This window comes from Lachnospira multipara ATCC 19207, assembly GCF_000424105.1.
GTDB classification, from domain to species: domain Bacteria; phylum Bacillota; class Clostridia; order Lachnospirales; family Lachnospiraceae; genus Lachnospira; species Lachnospira multipara.
Genome location: NZ_AUJG01000002.1, coordinates 212,323 through 231,430 on the forward strand (window position 1 = coordinate 212,323; position 19,108 = coordinate 231,430).

Annotated in this window: 18 protein-coding genes; 16 read left to right on the plus strand and 2 right to left on the minus strand. The window is 36.1% G+C overall.

Annotation, left to right across the window (positions count from 1 at the left end; genetic code table 11):
• Positions 1 to 85 precede the first annotated feature (85 nt).
• The 10 genes from G600_RS0103390 to proC all read left to right on the plus strand — a co-directional run bounded on the left by G600_RS0103390 (position 86) and on the right by proC (position 10,619).
• On the plus strand, positions 86 to 862 hold the full coding sequence (locus tag G600_RS0103390; RefSeq protein WP_278244390.1) for an aldo/keto reductase: 777 nt from the start codon (positions 86 to 88) through the stop codon (positions 860 to 862).
• Between the two features lie 9 nt (positions 863 to 871).
• On the plus strand, positions 872 to 1,558 hold the full coding sequence (locus G600_RS0103395; protein ID WP_027430673.1) for a DNA alkylation repair protein: 687 nt from the start codon (positions 872 to 874) through the stop codon (positions 1,556 to 1,558).
• A gap of 147 nt (positions 1,559 to 1,705) precedes the next feature.
• A complete protein-coding gene (rimO, locus tag G600_RS0103400; protein ID WP_027430674.1) occupies positions 1,706 to 3,031 on the plus strand; it encodes a 30S ribosomal protein S12 methylthiotransferase RimO in 1,326 nt (441 codons plus the stop codon).
• 78 nt (positions 3,032 to 3,109) lie between these two features.
• Positions 3,110 to 3,652 carry a CDP-diacylglycerol--glycerol-3-phosphate 3-phosphatidyltransferase gene (gene pgsA / locus G600_RS0103405; protein WP_027430675.1) on the plus strand — a complete coding sequence of 181 codons (543 nt, stop codon included), beginning with the start codon at positions 3,110 to 3,112 and terminating at the stop codon, positions 3,650 to 3,652.
• Positions 3,652 to 4,137, plus strand: a complete 486-nt coding sequence (locus tag G600_RS0103410; RefSeq protein WP_034245412.1) for a CinA family protein — start codon at positions 3,652 to 3,654, stop codon at positions 4,135 to 4,137. The genes pgsA and G600_RS0103410 overlap by 1 nt, the downstream gene beginning before the upstream one ends.
• A 339-nt stretch (positions 4,138 to 4,476) precedes the next feature.
• Complete coding sequence (gene recA / locus G600_RS0103415) at positions 4,477 to 5,583, plus strand: recombinase RecA (RefSeq protein ID WP_051195343.1); 1,107 nt, start codon at positions 4,477 to 4,479, stop codon at positions 5,581 to 5,583.
• Between the two features lie 100 nt (positions 5,584 to 5,683).
• Positions 5,684 to 6,325 (plus strand): regulatory protein RecX, encoded by a 642-nt coding sequence (locus G600_RS0103420; RefSeq protein WP_027430678.1) that lies wholly within the window; start codon positions 5,684 to 5,686, stop codon positions 6,323 to 6,325.
• Between the two features lie 113 nt (positions 6,326 to 6,438).
• Entirely contained in the window at positions 6,439 to 8,031 is a 1,593-nt protein-coding gene (rny, locus tag G600_RS0103425; protein ID WP_027430679.1) for a ribonuclease Y, read from the plus strand.
• A gap of 347 nt (positions 8,032 to 8,378) precedes the next feature.
• Positions 8,379 to 9,662 carry an aminotransferase class I/II-fold pyridoxal phosphate-dependent enzyme gene (locus G600_RS0103430; protein ID WP_027430680.1) on the plus strand — a complete coding sequence of 428 codons (1,284 nt, stop codon included), beginning with the start codon at positions 8,379 to 8,381 and terminating at the stop codon, positions 9,660 to 9,662.
• A gap of 159 nt (positions 9,663 to 9,821) precedes the next feature.
• Positions 9,822 to 10,619, plus strand: a complete 798-nt coding sequence (gene proC, locus G600_RS0103435) for a pyrroline-5-carboxylate reductase (protein WP_027430681.1) — start codon at positions 9,822 to 9,824, stop codon at positions 10,617 to 10,619.
• A 99-nt stretch (positions 10,620 to 10,718) separates the two neighbouring features.
• Here the strand turns inward: proC and G600_RS0103440 are convergent, their stop codons facing one another.
• A complete protein-coding gene (locus tag G600_RS0103440; protein WP_027430682.1) occupies positions 10,719 to 11,225 on the minus strand; it encodes a flavin reductase family protein in 507 nt (168 codons plus the stop codon).
• Positions 11,226 to 11,350: 125 nt separating this feature from the next.
• Between G600_RS0103440 and G600_RS0103445 the strand changes: the two genes are divergently transcribed.
• A complete protein-coding gene (locus G600_RS0103445; RefSeq protein ID WP_027430683.1) occupies positions 11,351 to 11,884 on the plus strand; it encodes an NUDIX hydrolase in 534 nt (177 codons plus the stop codon).
• Between the two features lie 98 nt (positions 11,885 to 11,982).
• On the opposite strand, the gene G600_RS0103450 is transcribed toward G600_RS0103445, so the two are convergent.
• On the minus strand, positions 11,983 to 13,011 hold the full coding sequence (locus tag G600_RS0103450) for a 3-deoxy-7-phosphoheptulonate synthase (RefSeq protein ID WP_027430684.1): 1,029 nt from the start codon (positions 13,009 to 13,011) through the stop codon (positions 11,983 to 11,985).
• Positions 13,012 to 13,165: 154 nt separating this feature from the next.
• Here G600_RS0103450 and G600_RS0103455 point away from each other — a divergent pair, with 154 nt between their 5' ends.
• From G600_RS0103455 to G600_RS0103475, 5 genes are all read left to right on the plus strand, one after another.
• Positions 13,166 to 14,371 (plus strand): phosphopentomutase, encoded by a 1,206-nt coding sequence (locus G600_RS0103455; RefSeq protein ID WP_027430685.1) that lies wholly within the window; start codon positions 13,166 to 13,168, stop codon positions 14,369 to 14,371.
• 22 nt (positions 14,372 to 14,393) lie between these two features.
• On the plus strand, positions 14,394 to 15,698 hold the full coding sequence (locus G600_RS0103460) for a pyrimidine-nucleoside phosphorylase (protein ID WP_027430686.1): 1,305 nt from the start codon (positions 14,394 to 14,396) through the stop codon (positions 15,696 to 15,698).
• Between the two features lie 242 nt (positions 15,699 to 15,940).
• The gene (gene kduI / locus G600_RS0103465; RefSeq protein WP_027430687.1) at positions 15,941 to 16,783 is read left to right on the plus strand and encodes a 5-dehydro-4-deoxy-D-glucuronate isomerase; all 843 of its coding nucleotides are present in this window, start codon (positions 15,941 to 15,943) and stop codon (positions 16,781 to 16,783) included.
• A gap of 128 nt (positions 16,784 to 16,911) precedes the next feature.
• Entirely contained in the window at positions 16,912 to 17,709 is a 798-nt protein-coding gene (locus G600_RS0103470; protein WP_027430688.1) for a gluconate 5-dehydrogenase, read from the plus strand.
• Positions 17,710 to 18,007: 298 nt separating this feature from the next.
• Positions 18,008 to 19,099 (plus strand): FIST N-terminal domain-containing protein, encoded by a 1,092-nt coding sequence (locus G600_RS0103475; RefSeq protein WP_027430689.1) that lies wholly within the window; start codon positions 18,008 to 18,010, stop codon positions 19,097 to 19,099.
• Positions 19,100 to 19,108 lie beyond the last annotated feature (9 nt).

The window sequence follows — 19,108 nt, forward strand, 5'->3', positions numbered from 1 at the left end:
TTATATTTAAAGGAGGGAAGCTCTTAAGTGAGCTTCATCATGCAGAATGAATTCAGAAACTATTAGATTGAATAATGGCGTGGAAATGCCGCTTGTAGGGCTTGGCACATGGGACTTGCGCGGAGAGGAGTGCACCCAGATGGTTAGTACAGCCATTGCTCTTGGATATCGTTTGATTGATACAGCCCAGATGTATGGAAATGAGCGTGAAGTCGGAGAAGGCATCAAAAAAAGCGGGGTTGCCAGAGATCAGATTTTTGTGACTACAAAAATCTATAGCAGAAGTAATAGTTACGAGAAAGCGAAAAGAGCGATAGAAGAATCCCTCGAAAACCTTCAGCTTTCTTATGTAGATTTGCTGCTTTTACATGAGCCTTACCCTCAGGGTCCGGAGATGTACCGTGCGCTTGAAGAGGCTTTTCATGAGGGCAAGGCTAGAGCAATAGGAATCTCCAACTATGATGAGAACTGGTATCGCTCTTTCTTAAAGCAGTGTGATGTCATTCCGGCGGTCAATCAGTTGGAAACTCATGTTTACTTCCAGAAGTGGGACTTTCAGGAGGAAATGAAAAAACACGGGGTGACTATGCAGGCATGGGCTCCACTTGCGCAAGGAATCGGGAATGTAGCAAGTAATAAAGTACTGGCTGAAATTGGTGAAAAATATCAAAAAAGCGCAGCGCAGATAGCACTTCGCTTCCTGGTACAAAGAGGGATTCCTATCATTCCGAAATCAAGGCATGAAAACCGCTTACGAGAGAATATGGAATTGTTTGATTTCTCATTGACGGAGGAAGATATCACGAAAATAAGGGAACTTGACCGTGGCGATACGCTGTTCCCATGGACTAAGGCATTTTAAGAGGTATAAATGATAGTAAATGACATTCAACATACACTTTTTGAATTAGAAGATAAAAATTATAAGGACTTTCAATCAAAGCTTATTCCTAACGTGGAAAAATCTTGTGTTATAGGGGTTAGAACCCCTGATTTAAGAAAACTATCAAAATCTCTTAAGTCAAATAAAGATATTGAAATTTTTCTTAATAGTTTGCCCCACAGATTTTTTGAAGAAAATCAGCTACATGCTTTTATTATTTCTGATATTAGGGATTTTAATTTATGTATACAAAAAGTTAATGAGTTTTTGCCTTTTATAGATAATTGGGCTACTACAGATCAGATGTCTCCATGTGTTTTTAAAAGACATAAAAAAGAACTTCTTAAATATATCAATACATGGATAAAGTCAAATAGATGTTATACTGTTAGATTTGCCATAGAAATGTTAATGAAGCATTATCTTGATGAAGACTTTGACCTTAATTATGTAAGAATGGTTTCTGGGGTCAAATCAGATGAATATTATGTAAATATGATGATTGCTTGGTATTTTGCCACAGCACTTGCTAAACAATACGATGAAGTTCTTCCTTTTCTTACAAATAAATGTCTTGATAAATGGGTTCACAATAAAACTATTCAAAAAGCCATTGAGAGCAATAGAATTTCTGCAAATCAGAAGATATTTTTAAGAACACTTAAAATAAAATAGCGCATTTAACATAAATATGTTAGAATAGCACAGTATATTTTAACTCAGTCGGGGTACAAGCTCCGACTGAGTCTTGACAATTTTAGCCCATTAAGTGATATAATGGGCTTTTTATTATAAGAACAATTAGAATTTAGGAGAAATCATATGAAGATTATGTTTGTTTCCCTTGGATGTGATAAGAACCTAGTTGATACAGAGAACATGCTAGGTATTTTAAAGAACAAGGGCTATGAGTTTACAGATGATGAGTACAGTGCAGATATTATCGTTGTTAATACATGCTGTTTTATTGGGGATGCTAAGGAAGAAAGCATTAATACCCTTATTGAGATGGGTCAAAGAAAAAAAGACGCTAATTGCAAGATTTTAATTGCCGCAGGTTGTCTTGCTCACAGATATAAGGACGAATTAATTAAGGAGATTCCTGAAGTTGACGCATTTATCGGTACAACAAGTTTTGATAAGATTGCGGAGGCAATTGAGAGCGTATGTGCTAAGAAAAATATTAATTTTATTGATGATGATAACAGATTACCTCAGGTTAAGGATAAGAGAGTTATTTCAACTCCTGGATATTTTGAGTACTTAAAGATAGCAGAAGGCTGCGATAAGAGATGCACATACTGCATTATTCCTTATGTTAGAGGAAGCTTTAGAAGTTATCCGGTTGAATATTTAGTTGAGCAGGCTAAGCATTTAGTGGAAAATGGTGCTAGCGAACTTATATTAGTCGCACAGGAAACAACACTTTACGGTGTTGACTTATATGGCAAGAAGTCACTTCCTATGCTTCTTCACGAACTTTCTAAGATTGAAGGTTTAAAGTGGATTAGAATTCTTTACTGTTATCCTGAGGAAATTGATGATGAATTAATTCAGGCTATTAAAAATGAGCCTAAGGTCTGTCATTATCTTGATTTACCTATTCAATCAGGCTCTGATAATATCTTAAAGAGAATGGGTAGAAGAACATCAAGACAGGATATTATTGATATTGTAAATAAACTTAGAACAGAAATTCCTGATATTGCCTTAAGAACAACACTTATTACAGGTTTCCCAGGAGAGACTGAAAAAGACTTTGAAACAACTTATAATTTCGTTGATGAGCTTGAATTTGATAGACTTGGTGTATTTACTTATTCTATGGAAGAAGGCACACCAGCAGCTGAATTTGAAGACCAGGTGCCAGAAGAGATTAAAGCTAGTCGTCGTGATGAAATTATGGAATTACAGCAGGAAATCTCTATTGAGAAGTCACAGGCTATGGTAGGCAAGGAATTAGAAGTCTTAATTGAGGGCTATATCCCTGATGATGACACTTATGTTGGACGTTCCTATAAGGATGCGCCAAATGTAGATGGACTCGTATTTGTATCATGTGATTATGAATTAATTAGCGGTTCAATTGTAAAGGTTAAAATCACAGACGCCACAGAATATGACTTACTTGCAGAGATTATGGACTAATTTATAAATTTATGTGGAAAATTATTTACATTTGATATAAGCTAATATGTGGTAAAAGAAATTAATAGGAGGCTTAAGATGAATTTACCTAATAAATTAACTATTTTCAGAGTTATATTAGTGCCAGTTTTTCTTGTGTTATTATACATCGATAAGATTCCAGCACATAACTACTGGGCAGCAGCAATTTTCATAATTGCTAGCTTAACTGATATGCTTGATGGAAAGATTGCAAGAAAGTATAATCTTGTAACTAATTTTGGAAAGTTTATGGATCCTTTAGCAGATAAATTACTTGTTTGCTCAGGACTTATCGCACTTTCTGACCTTGGAAAAATCTATGGTTGGATTGTAATCGTTATTATTGCAAGAGAGTTTATTATCAGTGGTTTTAGACTTGTTGCATCAGACAATGGCGTAGTTATTGCTGCTAGCTGGTGGGGCAAGGTAAAGACTGCCGTAACTATGGTGACAATTATTTTAGTAGTACTTGAGTTACCATTCCCAGGTTCTGCTATTTTAAATCAGGTATTGATTTACATTTCCCTTGTATTAACAGTAATTTCACTTCTTGATTATATTATGAAAAATTATAAGATTTTCCTTGAGGGCGCACACTAATGCCAAACGAGAGTTTTATTAAGGGTTTAGATGCAGCAGCTGTACGAATTTTAAAGGACAAGGGTCTAGTCTTAACAACTGCAGAGAGTTGTACAGGCGGTATGGTTTCTTCTTTAATCGTCAATATTAGCGGCGCATCCAATGTATTTAAAGAAGGCTTTGTTACTTATTGTGACGAGGCAAAAGAAGAATTACTAGGTGTAAGCCATGAAACAATGCTTAAATACAAGGCTGTAAGTGCAGAAGTTGCTAGTGAAATGGCCAAGGGCGCTTGTAAAAAGGCCAAAGCTGACGTAGCAGTTTCTATTACAGGTGTTGCAGGTCCTTCAATGGAAGATGGAAAGCCTGTAGGTTTAGTTTATATTGCTTGTCATTACAAGGACGAGACTATTGTTAAGGAGTTTAACTTCACTGGCGATAGAAAGAGTGTTAGAGAGCAGGCTGCTTTCAATGCCCTTAAGCTTGTAATTGATACGGTAAAGTAGATATATCTGAAATTTGGGTGGTACATTTAATATGTACCACCTTTTTTTATAAAAATATATCTCAAAGCTCAAAGTCCAAACTCAAATAATCAAATTTAGACTTTGAGGTTTACAAAAAATAGTGGCTATGTTAAAATTTTTCTTGTTCCAGTATATTATTAAGATAAAAATCTTATCTAAAAGCAGTATTTATCTGCATTTTTTCTATTTAGACTCTCGTCTAAAACTTTCCGAATACATGTTCGAAAAACTATTGACAAAGAAATTAAATGGTATTATTATTAATACAAACGAACGAATGTTTCGAAAATACGTTTTGATTATAAGGAGATTACGATTATGGTAAATAACGATGAAAAGCTTAAAGCATTAGACGCAGCTATATCTAACATTGAAAAGCAATTTGGTAAAGGTTCGGTTATGAAGCTCGGAGAGCAGGCTGCTTCTCTTAATGTTGAATGTGTTCCAACAGGTTCATTAAGCTTGGATATTGCCTTAGGAGCAGGAGGGGTTCCGAAGGGAAGAGTTGTTGAAATTTATGGTCCTGAATCAAGTGGTAAGACAACAGTTGCACTTCACATGGTAGCTGAAGTACAGAAGCGTGGCGGTATTGCAGGCTTTATTGATGCTGAGCATGCTCTTGATCCAGTTTATGCTAAGAATATTGGCGTAGATATTGATAATTTATATATTTCTCAGCCTGATAGTGGTGAACAGGCATTAGAGATTTGTGAAACTATGGTACGTTCTGGTGCTATTGATATTGTAATCGTGGATTCAGTAGCTGCCCTTGTACCAAAGGCTGAAATTGATGGTGACATGGGTGATTCTCATGTAGGTTTACAAGCTAGACTTATGTCTCAGGCTTTAAGAAAGCTTACCCCAGTTGTAAGTAAGAATAACTGTGTAGTTATCTTCATTAACCAGTTACGTGAAAAGGTTGGTATTATGTTTGGTAACCCAGAAACTACAACAGGTGGTAGAGCCCTTAAGTTCTATTCATCAGTAAGACTTGATGTTCGTCGTATTGAAACATTAAAGCAGAACGGTGAAGTTATTGGTAACAGAACTAGAGTTAAGGTTGTAAAGAATAAGATTGCTCCTCCATTTAGAGAAGCTGAATTTGATATTATGTTTGGTAAGGGTATCTCAGCGGTTGGTGACTTAGTAGATTTAGCTGCTAACGCTAACATTATTAACAAAGCTGGTGCTTGGTTCTCATACAATGACGAGAAGATTGGCCAGGGTAGAGAGAATGCTAAGCAGTTCTTACTTAACAATCCAGCTCTTTATGAAGAGATTGATCATAAGGTAAGAGTATTCTACGGTATTGAACCAGGTGATGAAACAGAGGCTCAGGCAGAAGAAGTAGCATCTGATGAAAGCCAGGCTAAGGAAACAAAGACTACAAAATCAAGAAAGAAAGCTGCAGCAACTGAAGAATAATCTAGTAACTAATATTAGATTAATATAGATAACTATTGGATAGCTAGTTTTATGCTAATTGTCCAATAGTTATTTCTTTTCATGGCAGTTTGGTAAATTTATGAGCGAACTTACAATAACCTCAATTAAAGAATTAAATAAAAAGAAGCTATTAATATCAATTAACTATGAAGAGGCATTTGCCCTTTATAAAGGCGAAGTAAGACGCTTACATATAAAAGAAGGCGTAGTGCTTCCTGAGTCTGTATATGAGGAGATTATAGCCACTCTAACTAAGAGAGCAACTCTTAGGGCCATGTCTTTACTTACAAGTAAAGACTATGCAAGACAAGAATTAATAGATAAATTAGCTAAGAGTAGATATCCTAAGGAATCAATAAAGAAAGCCGTGGCTTACGTAGAGAGCTATGGCTATATTGATGACTACAGATATGCCTATAATTATTTCAACTTTAAGGCTGCTAATAAGTCCAAAAGAATTATTGAGATGAAACTTATGCAAAAGGGGATTAATTCTAATATTATCAAGGAAATTTCTGACGGATTTTATGAAGACAATCAAGATTGTGAGCTAAATCAATCAATTAAGCTTATTAGAAAGAAACTAAAACTAGCAGAAGATGAGTATATTGAGAATCTAGACTTTAAAGAGAAGAACAAATTAATGGCATTTTTGTTTAGAAGGGGATATTCGATGGATATAATTAATAAAGCATTAGATAGACTGATTAAGGACTATTAGAAAACTAGTTATGTATCTTAAATAGTGCAAATTTCTTGACAATATGCGCAAATCAAGGTAATATGGTATTGTTGTATGTAGAGTACAATAAAACTTAATAAGGAGGCGCTCCTGTGGATCCTATTTTGATAGTTGTGTTTGCTGTCTTAGTAGTCATAGTAGCAATCGTTGCCTATATTCTTGGTAATCGTTCAAAGATTAGCAATGCTAATAAGAAGGCACGTGAGATTGTTGATGAAGCTATTAAGGAAAGGCAAGCAGCCAAAACTGCTAAGGATGCCGCAATCGCTGATAGGGAGGCAGCAATTAGAGAAAAAGAAGCTGCAAAGAAAGAAGCTCTTTTAGAGATAAAGGAAGAGTCAATTAAGGCTCGTAATGAACTTGAGAAAGAGACTAGAGAAAGAAGAAACGAACTTTCAAAGTATGAAAGAAGAATAACTTCTAAGGAAGAATCCCTTGATAAGAAGATTGAGGCAGTAGAAAAGCGTGACTCTAGTATAACTAAGCGCGAGGAAGAACTTAGCAAGGCTAGAATAAAGGTAGAAGAACTTGAGAAACAGAGACAACAGGAACTTGAAAGAATCTCAGGCTTAACCTCCGAACAGGCAAAAGAATTTCTATTAAAGACTGTTGAAGATGAAGTAAAACATGATACTGCTGTAATGATTAAGACATTAGAAAGCAGAGCAAAAGAGGAAGCAGATAAGAAAGCTAGGGAGTATGTTGTTAATGCAATTCAGAGATGCGCTGCAGATCACGTTGCTGAAACAACAATTTCAGTAGTTCAGCTTCCTAACGATGAAATGAAAGGCCGTATCATCGGTCGTGAGGGTCGTAACATTAGAACTCTTGAGACTATGACAGGTGTAGAACTTATTATTGATGATACACCAGAGGCAGTAGTTTTATCAGGCTTTGATCCAGTTCGTAGAGAAGTAGCTAGAATTGCCCTTGAGAAGTTAATTCTTGATGGTCGTATTCATCCAGCTAGAATCGAAGAAATGGTTGAAAAAGCACAAAAAGAAGTAGAGGCATTAATTAAAGAGGAAGGTGAGGCTGCAACCCTTGAGGTTGGTGTTCATGGAATTCATCCTGAGTTGGTTCGTTTACTTGGTAAGTTAAGATATAGAACTAGTTACGGACAGAACGTTTTAAGGCATTCTATCGAGGTTGCCCAGTTAGCAGGTTTGCTTGCTGCAGAGATGGGACTTGATATTAAGACTGCTAAGAGAGCTGGTTTACTACATGATATTGGTAAAGCAGTTGATCATGAGATGGAAGGATCTCACGTTCAGTTAGGTGTGGATTTATGTAGAAGATATAAGGAATCACCAACTATTATTAATGCGGTTGAAGCACATCATGGAGACGTTGAACCAGAAAGCTTAATAGCTTGCCTTGTACAGGCTGCTGATACAATTTCAGCTGCAAGACCTGGTGCAAGAAGAGAGACGTTAGAAACTTATACAAACAGACTAAAACAATTAGAAGACATTACAAACTCATTTAAGGGAGTTGAAAAGTCCTTTGCCATTCAAGCAGGTAGAGAGGTTCGAGTAATGGTAGTTCCTGAAGTCGTGAGTGATACAGACATGGTACTTATGGCAAGAGATATTTCTAAGCAGATTGAAGATCAGATGGAATATCCAGGTCAGATTAAAGTAAGTATTATTAGAGAATCACGAGCTGTAGATTACGCTAAGTAATCAGATTTCAAGCCGAGAAAGAATTAAACTAAGGTGATTAAAGAGAAATCTTTAATCACCTTTTTTGATGCCCTTTTTAAGCTTTATTTCTAATTTTCTTTGATTTTCATAAATTGAGTTTTTCTTACAAACTTAATTTATGAAAGTAAATTCTCAAATTCTATTTATAAAATTAGATAAAATATAGAATTTCTATGTTTTTCCTTGCATTAACTCCTATTATTGTGTATGATACTAGGGACTTAAGAAAGTTTTTTGAGAAATAACTTTATTTTATTAAGTATAAACCTATCAATGCATTAATAAATTTAAGTCGTAGTAAATCTAATATGATTTAGGAGGAAGTTATGAATTATACAAGTTTAAGTAAAGAGGAATTACTTAAGTTAAGAGAGGAATTAAACAAGGAGTATAGTGAAGCTAAGGCAAAGGGCTTAAACCTTGATATGTCTAGAGGTAAGCCATCTGCAACACAGCTTGATGTTTCACTTGATATTTTAGACGCTATTAACTCTAAGTCACTACTTAAGTCTGAGAATGGTACAGACTGTAGAAACTATGGTGTTTTAGATGGTATTCCAGAAGCTAAGAAACTTATGGCTGATATGATTGGAACAACTCCAGATCATGTTATTGTATACGGTAATGCATCACTTAGCATTATGTATGATCAGGTATCAAGAGCTTATACACATGGTATTTTAGGTAACACACCTTGGTGTAAGTTAGATAAGATTAAGTTCTTATGTCCAGCTCCTGGTTATGACAGACATTTTGCTATTACAGAAAGATTCGGAATTGAAATGATTACAATTCCTATGTCAGATAAGGGACCAGATATGGACCTTGTTGAACACTACGTTAATAATGACCCAACAGTTAAGGGTATTTGGTGTGTACCAAAGTATTCTAACCCACAGGGCTACTCATACTCAGACGAAACAGTTAAGAGATTTGCTAACTTAAAACCAGCAGCTCCTGACTTTAGAATTTTCTGGGATAATGCTTATGTTATCCATCATTTATATGATGACAATCAGGATGAGATTCTTGAGATCCTTTCAGAATGTGAGAAGGCTGGAAATCCTGATATGGTATTTGAATTTGCATCAACATCAAAGGTTTCATTCCCAGGTTCTGGTGTTGCTGTATTTGCTTCATCACACGCTAACATCGAAGATGTTAAGAAGCAGCTTACAATTCAGACAATCGGTCATGATAAGTTAAATCAGTTAAGACATGTAAGATACTTCAAGAACCTCGATGGTTTAAAGGCTCACATGAGAAAGCATGCCGATATGATGAGACCTAAGTTTGAAGCTACATTAGCAGTACTTGAAGAAGAACTTGGTGATACAGGTATTGGTAGCTGGACAAAACCACACGGTGGTTACTTCATCAGCTTTGAAAGTTTAGAAGGTTGTGCTAAGGATATCGTTGCTAAGTGTAAGGAAGCTGGTGTAAAGCTTACTAACGCAGGTGCTACATTCCCTTATGGTTCAGATCCTAAGGATAGCAATATTCGTATTGCACCATCTTTCCCAACTCCAGAAGAGATGGCTCAGGCTGCAAAACTTTTCGTATTATGCGTAAAGTTAGTATCCGTTGAAAAGTTACTTGAAAGCAAGTAATTACTTATTTATTTAACTACAAACTCTAAATTCTAAACTAATTTCTAAAAACAACATTTAATTCAAAAAATAATTTATCTGTAGGTAATCATTTGGTATAATCTAACTGTTACCTACAGATTTTTTATTAGTAACAATATATCAACTTGGGAGGAAGATATGAGTAAAATTGGATTTATCGGAATGGGAAATATGGGATACGCAATGCTTAAAGGCGTTTTAAAGAGCTTTGAAGCAAGCGACATTATAATTACTAGCCCTAATAAGGAAAAATGTGAAAATATAGCTAAGGATACAGGGGTACGTTATGCTGAAACTAATGCAGAACTTGCTGCTAATGCGAAGTTTGTTGTTTTAGCCGTTAAGCCACAGGTATATCCAGAGGTTTTAAAGAATATTAAAAATGTAATCACAGGGGACAGTGTTATTATTTCCATCGCACCTGGTATCACAATCGAGTCTTTAAAGAAGCAGCTTGGAGCTGACATTAGAATTGTACGTGCTATGCCAAACACACCAGCTTTAGTGGGAGAGGGCATGACAGGAGTTAGCTATTGTAAGGAAGATTTCTCTTTTGAGGAAAGAGATTTAATTGATAGCTTCTTTAATGCCTTTGGTAAAGCAGTTTATGTAGCTGAGAATCAGATGGATGGTGTAGTTTGCGCATCAGGTAGCTCACCAGCTTACGTCTACATGTTTATTGAAGCTCTTGCTGATTCAGTTGTTAAGTACGGAATTAAAAGAGAAGATGCCTATAAGCTTGTTGCTCAAACTGTTCTTGGCTCAGCTAAGATGGTTTTAGAGACAGGCGAACATCCAGGTCTATTAAAGGATAAGGTTTGCTCACCTGGTGGAACAACAATTCAGGGCGTTGCAACACTTGAAGCAGAAGGCTTTAGAAATGCAGTAATTAAGGCAACAGATGCATGCTATGAAAAGTGCACTAAGATTAAGTAATGATAAAACTAATAAATATAAAAGCAAGTTTAGGCTTAAGGATTTCTTTTAAAAGTTCAAGCCACAAACTTGCTTTTTTATTTTCATACAATTATTTAATTATCTAGCCATGGCATCAATAATTTCACCTATATACATTGTGTGATAATCGCCTTCAGCATAGAATTTCTTGTCAATTTCTTTATCCATAAAAGTTTCAGCAGTAATAGGAACTGCTGCCATCTTCTTACATAAATAAACAAGGCTTGCTTCATCTGGAAATGGAATACCAAGTCTAGAATTAAGAGTTAAACCAGATTGCTCCCACTTATTATTGTCCTTGCCTGATAGTGAACCACAAACGCTTAAGGCATTTCTCTTATCATCAGGTAAAAAACTAACTGAGAAAAAGTCTGACTTATCAATTAATTCCTTTGTAAATCTAGATTCTCTTACATAAATTGTTAAAACGCTTTTACCCCAGAAAGTTCCAAAGCCTCCCCAGCTTACTGTCATAGGGTTAGCTTCCACCTTAGTACCAGCTGTTACAATAGCCCATTCTTTTGATAACTTTTGGAATGGATTAATCTCGATTAAGTCTAATGGTAATGGTTGAAATACGTGCATTTTTCTCCTCCAAATATATCTATTTCTTGATTATTTCAATCAGGACGTTTAATATATTGATTATATCATATATTTTAAAAAATGTGCCTATAATTGCACATTTTCAAAAAGAAAGGGAGAAGAAGATGGATAGTGTAAAACGTGTTGGAAGAGAATTAGTTTATAAGGGTTCAATCCTTGATATGTACAAGGATACTATGGAGTTTGCCGATGGTCATACATCAGACTGGGATTACCTTGATCATAGAGGAAATGCAGCAGCTGTAATTCCTATAACTAATGACGGAAAGATTTTAATGGTTAGACAATATAGAAACTCAGTGGATGGTCTTACTTTAGAGATTCCTGCGGGCTGCCTTGATTTTAAGGATGAAGAGACAAGCGTGGCTGCCGCAAGAGAATTAGAAGAGGAGACTGGCTTTAAGGCAAATAATATTGAGAAGCTCTTTACTATTGTAACTGCCGTTGCTTACTGTAACGAGTTAATTGACATTTACATTGCAAGAGACCTTGAAAAGGGACATAGATGTCTTGATGAAGACGAGGATATTAATGTTGAGTGCTATAGTCTTGATGAGGCTAAGAAAATGATTCTCGAAGGCAAGATTATCGATGCTAAGACAGTGGCTGCTATTTTAGCTTATGCAGCATTTTACTAAGATTTACTAAAAACTAATAAGATTAAATAAGACCTAACGGGAAACAACTTCCGTTAGGTCTTATATTTTCTTAAATTCTTTATTGATTAAAAATGATTCTATAATCTATCTGCGATTTCGTAAATAAGATTTTCTGAATCCTTCCAGCCAAGGCAAGCATCAGTAATTGACTTACCATAAACGCCTTCGCCTACCTTCTGATTTCCTGGTTCGATGTAGCTCTCAACCATAACGCCCTTGCAAAGAGTTCTAATATCCTTGTTGTAGCGGCAGTTGTGGAGGATTTCCTTAACGATTCTAATCTGCTCCATGTACTGCTTACCAGAGTTAGAATGGTTTGTATCAATGATAAGGGCAGGATTTTCAAGGTCTCTTGCCTTATACATGTTAAAGAGGCGAATAACATCCTCGTAGTGGTAGTTTGGATTGTTCTGTCCGTGCTTATTAACGGCACCTCTTAGGATGCAGTGAGTAAGAGGATTTCCTTGAGTATTAACCTCATGTCTTCTATAAATAAATGTCTGCTTAGACTGAGCTGCCACAACAGAATTTAACATAACGCTAAAATCACCAGAAGTAGGATTCTTCATACCAACTGGAACGTCAATACCACTTGAAACAAGGCGGTGTTCCTGATTCTCAACGGAACGAGCACCAACAGCTACGTATGATAAAACATCCTCTAAATACCAGAAGTTATCTGGGTAGAGCATCTCATCGGCTGGTGTAAGTCCAGTCTCCTTAATAATGTCTATGTGCATTTTTCTAATTGCCACAAGTCCTGCATAAAGGTCTGACTTCTTTTCTGGGTCAGGCTGATGAAGCATGCCTTTATAGCCAATGCCTGTTGTACGAGGCTTGTTGGTGTAAACTCTTGGGATAATTAAAATCTTATCTGCTACCTTTTCCTGCACCTTTGCAAGTCTAGTTGTATAGTCAAGGACCGCATCTTCATTGTCTGCTGAGCAAGGGCCAATAATAGCAATAAACTTGTCAGACTTTCCTGTGAAAACGTCTGCGATTTCCTGATCTCTTTTCTTCTTAAGTTCAATACATTCCTTACTTAAAGGATAGGCTTCCTTAATCTCCTTTGGAGTTGGAAGCTGCTTTACAAATTCAAAACTCATTTTACATCTCCTACATGTACTACATAATTTTTTAGAATAACTTCTGATGTATATCATACAACAATTCATATGTCATTTCTAGGAATTTATAGCTAAATGTGTTAAAATGTGAACAAGGGTTTGTGAGAAAAAAGAAATAACGGAGGCAGTTTTAATGGGAAAAATTCGTAATAAAAGTGGAATAAATAGAGTTATTTGGATTGTACTTGATAGTGTAGGTATCGGCGAAACACCAGATTCTAAGGACTTTGGTGATGTGGGAGTTGATACACTAGGACATACTTGGGAAGCTAATAACGGACTAAAGATTCCTAATCTTTTAAAGCTTGGCCTTGGAAATATTGACGGGGCTAATTTAAAGAGATTAGAAGATAAAGACATCATTGGCGCTTATGGAAAATTACAGGAAAAGTCAGCAGGTAAGGATACAACTATTGGTCACTGGGAAATGGCTGGTATTTATTCCCCTAATCCTTTTCCAACATTTCCTAATGGCTTTAACGATGAGATAAATAACGAGATCATTAAGAGAGCCAAGCTTCCTGGCATTCTTTGTAATGAGCCAGCTTCAGGTACTGAAGTTATTAATAGACTAGGAGATGAGCATGTAAAAACTGGTAAGCCAATTATCTATACATCAGCTGATTCAGTTTATCAGATTGCAGCCCACGAGGATGTAATTAGTGTTAAGAGATTATACGAGATTTGTGAGATTGCACGAGAAGTTTTACAAGGAGATGTGGCAGTGGCTAGAGTTATTGCTAGACCTTTTGTTGGAACTAGCGGCAATTACATTAGAACTTCTAATAGACATGACTTCTCCCTTGTACCAACAAAGGATAACATTTTAAATAGACTTAGAGATGATTTAGGTCTAGATGTTTTAGCTGTTGGTAAGATCGAAGATATATTTGCAAAAGAAGGAATCTCAAGAGCAGTTCACACTAAGGATAATATGGACGGGGTTGATAAGACTCTTGATTACATGAGAGAGGACAATCAGGGCTTAATCTACACTAATTTAGTTGAGTTTGACTCAGCTTGGGGACATAGAAGAGATGCCAAGGCCTACGGTAAGGGCTTAGAGGACTTTGATAGCCGCCTTCCAGAGATTTTTTCGGCAATGCGTGAAGATGACATGCTTGTTATTACAGCAGATCATGGTTGCGACCCAACATATTCTGGCACAGACCACACAAGAGAGTACGTGCCAGTGCTTATGTATGGTAAGGCTTTAAAGGAAAATGTTAATCTGCATACAGGTACTAGCTACGCAGATATAGCTCAAACAATCGCTGATATCTTTAATACTAGACCTACATTGATTGGTAATAGCAGACTTGGGGAGATTTTAAAGTAAATAAGCAAAGGGGATAGAGCTTATGAGAATGGTGGATTTAATTGAAAAAAAGAGAAATAAGGAGAAACTATCAAAAGAGGAGATTGACTTTATTATAAAGTCTTATACAGCCGGGGAGATTCCTGACTATCAGATGTCAGCCCTACTTATGGCGATATATTTTAACAAGATGGACAAGGAAGAAACCCTTAATTTAACCCTTGCTATGAGAGATAGTGGAGATACTCTTGATTTATCTGAAATTAAGGGCATAAAGGTGGATAAACACAGCACAGGTGGTGTGGGAGATAAGACTACTTTAGTACTTGGACCTATGCTTGCTGCTTGCGGTCTTAAGCTTGCTAAGATGAGTGGAAGAGGACTAGGTCACACGGGAGGCACCATTGATAAGATGGAAAGCATTCCAGGCTTTAAGACAAGTCTTTCTATGGAGGCCTTTGTAAAACAGGTAAACGAGCTTGGTATTGCAATTACAGGGCAGACAGGAAATTTAGCCCCTGCGGATAAGAAGATTTATGCTCTTCGTGACGTTACTGCCACAGTGGAAAATATTTCTCTTATTGCAAGTTCCATAATGAGTAAGAAGCTAGCTTCTGGGGCTGATAGCATTTGCCTAGATGTTAAGGTGGGATCTGGCGCCTTTATGAAGACCATTGAGGATGCTAAAAAGCTTGCTAGCGCCATGGTAGAAATCGGCAAAGGTGCTGGTAAGTCAACTATTGCCATAATTAGTGAGATGGATGAGCCTCTAGGGCTTGCTGTAGGTAATTCCCTTGAAGTTAGGGAAGTAATTGAAAGCTTAAAGGGCAGAGGCCCTAAGGATTTAATGGAGCTTGTTTACTGCCTTGGTTCTTATATGATTAAGTCTGCAAAGCCAGAAGTTAGCCTAGCAGATGCTAGAAAGATGCTTGAAGCCTCTATAACAGAGGGCACAGCTCTTGAAAAGTTTAAGGCTTTTGTTAATGCTCAAGGCGGCGATGAAAATGTAGTAAATGACTATTCTTTACTTAAGATTGCCCCAAGAGTAATTGAGGTTTTATCAAAAGAAGAGGGTTATGTAGCCCACATCCAGTCTGATTTAATTGGCCATGCTTCTATGATTTTAGGCGGCGGCAGACAAAGAAAAGAGGATACAATTGACTACGGCGTTGGCATTGAGCTAAATAAGAAGGTTTCTGATAAGATCCTTGAAAATGAATTGCTAGCTAAAATCTATGTAAACGACGAGACAAATCTAGCTAATGCCATAGATGATATTTATGAGGCCTTTAGAATTGAAAAAGAAGAGATTAAAGAGCCTGTTTTAATTAAAGAAATCGTAGAATAAATAATATTTTTTATGGGATTTTATCTATATATATGTATAAATAAATCCACTATAGAGATAGATTTTCTTAAAAATTCAACACAAAATTTTTAAGTTTGTTAAAGAAGTAACGTGCTTTATTACTTGTCTGAGGGCAAAGTTTATGGTAATATAGACATTGCGATTTAGATTTTTTAACTTTTACTATTTTAGTGAAAGTTAAAAGGACTAAAATTTTTTTGTAATTTTAAGGAGATATTAAGATGGAAGTTAGACCAGGTGCAAATCCTGTGGACGTAAAGACTTACGACACAGCAAGATTAAGACATGATTTTTTAATTGAGAACGTATTTGTTCCAGATGAAATTAAGTTAACTTACAGCCAGATCGATAGAATTATCGTTGGTGCTGCAACTCCAGTTAATAAAGAATTAAAGCTTGAAGCAGGTGATGAGCTTAGAGCTAAGTATTTCTTAGAGAGAAGAGAATTAGGTATTATTAACATCGGTGGTAATGGTACAGTTACTGTTGATGGAACAGAATATAATTTCAAGTATAAAGATGGTATGTATATTGGTATGGGCGCTAAGGATATTACATTTAAGAGTGCTGATCCTACAAACCCAGCTAAGTTCTACTTAAATTCAGCTCCAGCTCATAAGACATATCCTACAGTATTTATCGATCCTGCTAAGGATATTTTACCAGAAAACAAGAAGGAACTTGGTTGCCTTGAATCTGCTAACCACAGAACAATCAACAAGTACATCCTTCCAGGTCAGGTTGAAAGCTGTCAGTTAGAGATGGGTATGACTTGCCTTGAGCCAGGTTCAGTTTGGAACACAATGCCATGCCATACACATGATAGAAGAATGGAAGTTTATCTTTACTTTGAAGTACCAGAAGATGCTGTAGTATTCCACTACATGGGCGAGCCAACAGAGACACGTCACATCGTTATGAGAAATGAAGAAGCTGTTATTTCTCCAAGCTGGTCAATTCACTCAGCTTCGGCTACACATGCATATACATTCATTTGGGGTATGGTTGGCGAGAACCAGGACTTCGATGATATGGATGATGTAGACATGAAAGATTTAAGATAATTTCTTAGAAAATAAGAGGATTTCTAAGGCATTTTCTTAAAGACGTATAAATCTTAAGCTATATAAGATAATGTTATTTGGTTTTCCAAATTTCATTTATAAATTAAAAAAAGAAGGAGATTAATAAAATGTCAGTTAATTTTTCACTTGAAGGCAAGATTGCATTCGTAACTGGTGCATCTTATGGTATTGGTTTTGCTATCGCTTCTGGCATGGCAAAGGCTGGTGCTAAGATCGTTTTCAACGATATTAAGCAGGAATTAGTAGATAAGGGTATTGCAGCTTATAAGGAAGCTGGTATCGATGCTACAGGTTATGTTTGTGACGTTACAGATGAAGATGCTGTTAACGCTACAGTAGAAAAGATCACAAAGGAAGTTGGTCCTATCGATATCTTAGTTAACAACGCTGGTATCATTAAGAGAATTCCTATGTGCGAAATGACAGCTGCTGAATTCAGACAGGTAATCGATGTAGACTTAAATGCTCCATTCATCGTATCTAAGGCAGTTATTCCATCAATGATCGAAAGAGGTCATGGTAAGATCATCAACATCTGCTCAATGATGTCAGAATTAGGCCGTGAAACAGTTTCAGCTTACGCTGCAGCTAAGGGTGGTTTAAAGATGCTTACAAGAAATATTTGTTCTGAATATGGTAAGTACAATATCCAGTGTAATGGTATTGGACCTGGTTATATTGAAACTCCTCAGACAGCTCCTCTTCGTGAGAGACAGGCTGATGGTTCAAGACATCCATTCGATGCATTCATCGTTGCTAAGACTCCAGCTGAAAGATGGTTACAGCCAGAAGAACTTGCAGGTCCTGCAGTATTCTTAGCTTCAGAAGCATCTAATGCTGTTAATGGTCATATTCTTTACGTTGATGGTGGTATCCTTGCTTATATCGGAAAGCAGCCACAGTAATTAAGTAAAGAATAAACTAAATTATAACTTTCATTAGTATATAGATTTAGATTTTAGAGGTGTAGCAGTAGCTACACCTCTTTTTTATTTACATACTTTTTATACATATCCAATTATATCTTCTAACTTCTTATAAATATATAATTTTATACAATTCCAGAGAATTAGATTCATACATATATCTATCTTCACAAAAAATTTAAGTTTTATCTCCCTATTTACTAGCTAAATAAAATATTTTGTGTTAAAATACATTTAGTTTAAGTGCGTAACAAATTAATACAAATTAGGAGGCTTTATGAAATCTAAGTTTGGAATTAGTAAGAATGTTGATTTTGCTAAGGCTGTAACGGAGGCTTTAGGAGGCGTATCAAATCCAATCGGATTAGTTTATATTTGCCCATATGAAATGATTGAATCAGTGGGAAATGAACTAACTAGCAGATTCCCGGGAGTGCCAGTACTTGGTACAGGTGGAATTAGCTATTTTAATGATACGATTGATGATAAGCATCTTCAGATTATGGCTGTAACAGGTGGAGCAAAGATGGCTGCAGGTATTATTAAACACATTAGAAGAGCTCCTTTATCAGAAATCTATACACTTGAAAAGAGTGTACAGGAAGTAGGCGCTGGTGCTGATAATACAATCTGCCTAGAGTTTTGCCCATACAACGAAGAAGTTGCTACATCAACACTTAACGTTGTATTAGAAAAGCACAAAATTAGCCTTATTGGTGGATCGATTTTTGATGTTCCAGAGGGCAAAGATCCTTTAGTATTTGTAAACGGACAAGTTTATAAAGATACTCTAGGATATATGATGATTAAGAATACAGAAGGCAAGGTTCATATGTTTAAGGAAAATATCTACGCACCTACTGATAATCCTGTACATATTGCCACAAAGGTAGACTTAAATAAGAGAGAGCTATGTTGTCTTGATGGTAGGCCAGCAGCTCAAGTTTATTCAGAGGAAACTGGAGTGCCTGTAAATCAGGTTTGCGACAATGTATTTGTTAATCCATTTGGTCGAGTTGTAGGTGATGAAGTTTACATTGCTTCTATGAAGGAGCCAGGAACTAATGGTGGTCTTATTAATTATAAGAAGATTTATGAAAATGATGCTATTAGTATCTTAAGTGTTCTTGATTATAGAGAAGTTGCTGAAGAGACAAAGAGAAATATTAGAAGTAAAGTTAGTAATCCATCTTGTATGATTTCTTTTAACTGCTGCTTTAGATATCTTTTCTTTAATAGCGAGAATTACACAAATGAATATCTAAAAAACATGGCAACAGTAGCACCTAATTTCGGATATATAGCTGGTGGAGAACAGTATTTGAATCAGCATGTAAATCAGACAATGGTTTGTGCAGTTTTTGATTAATTAAGGAGG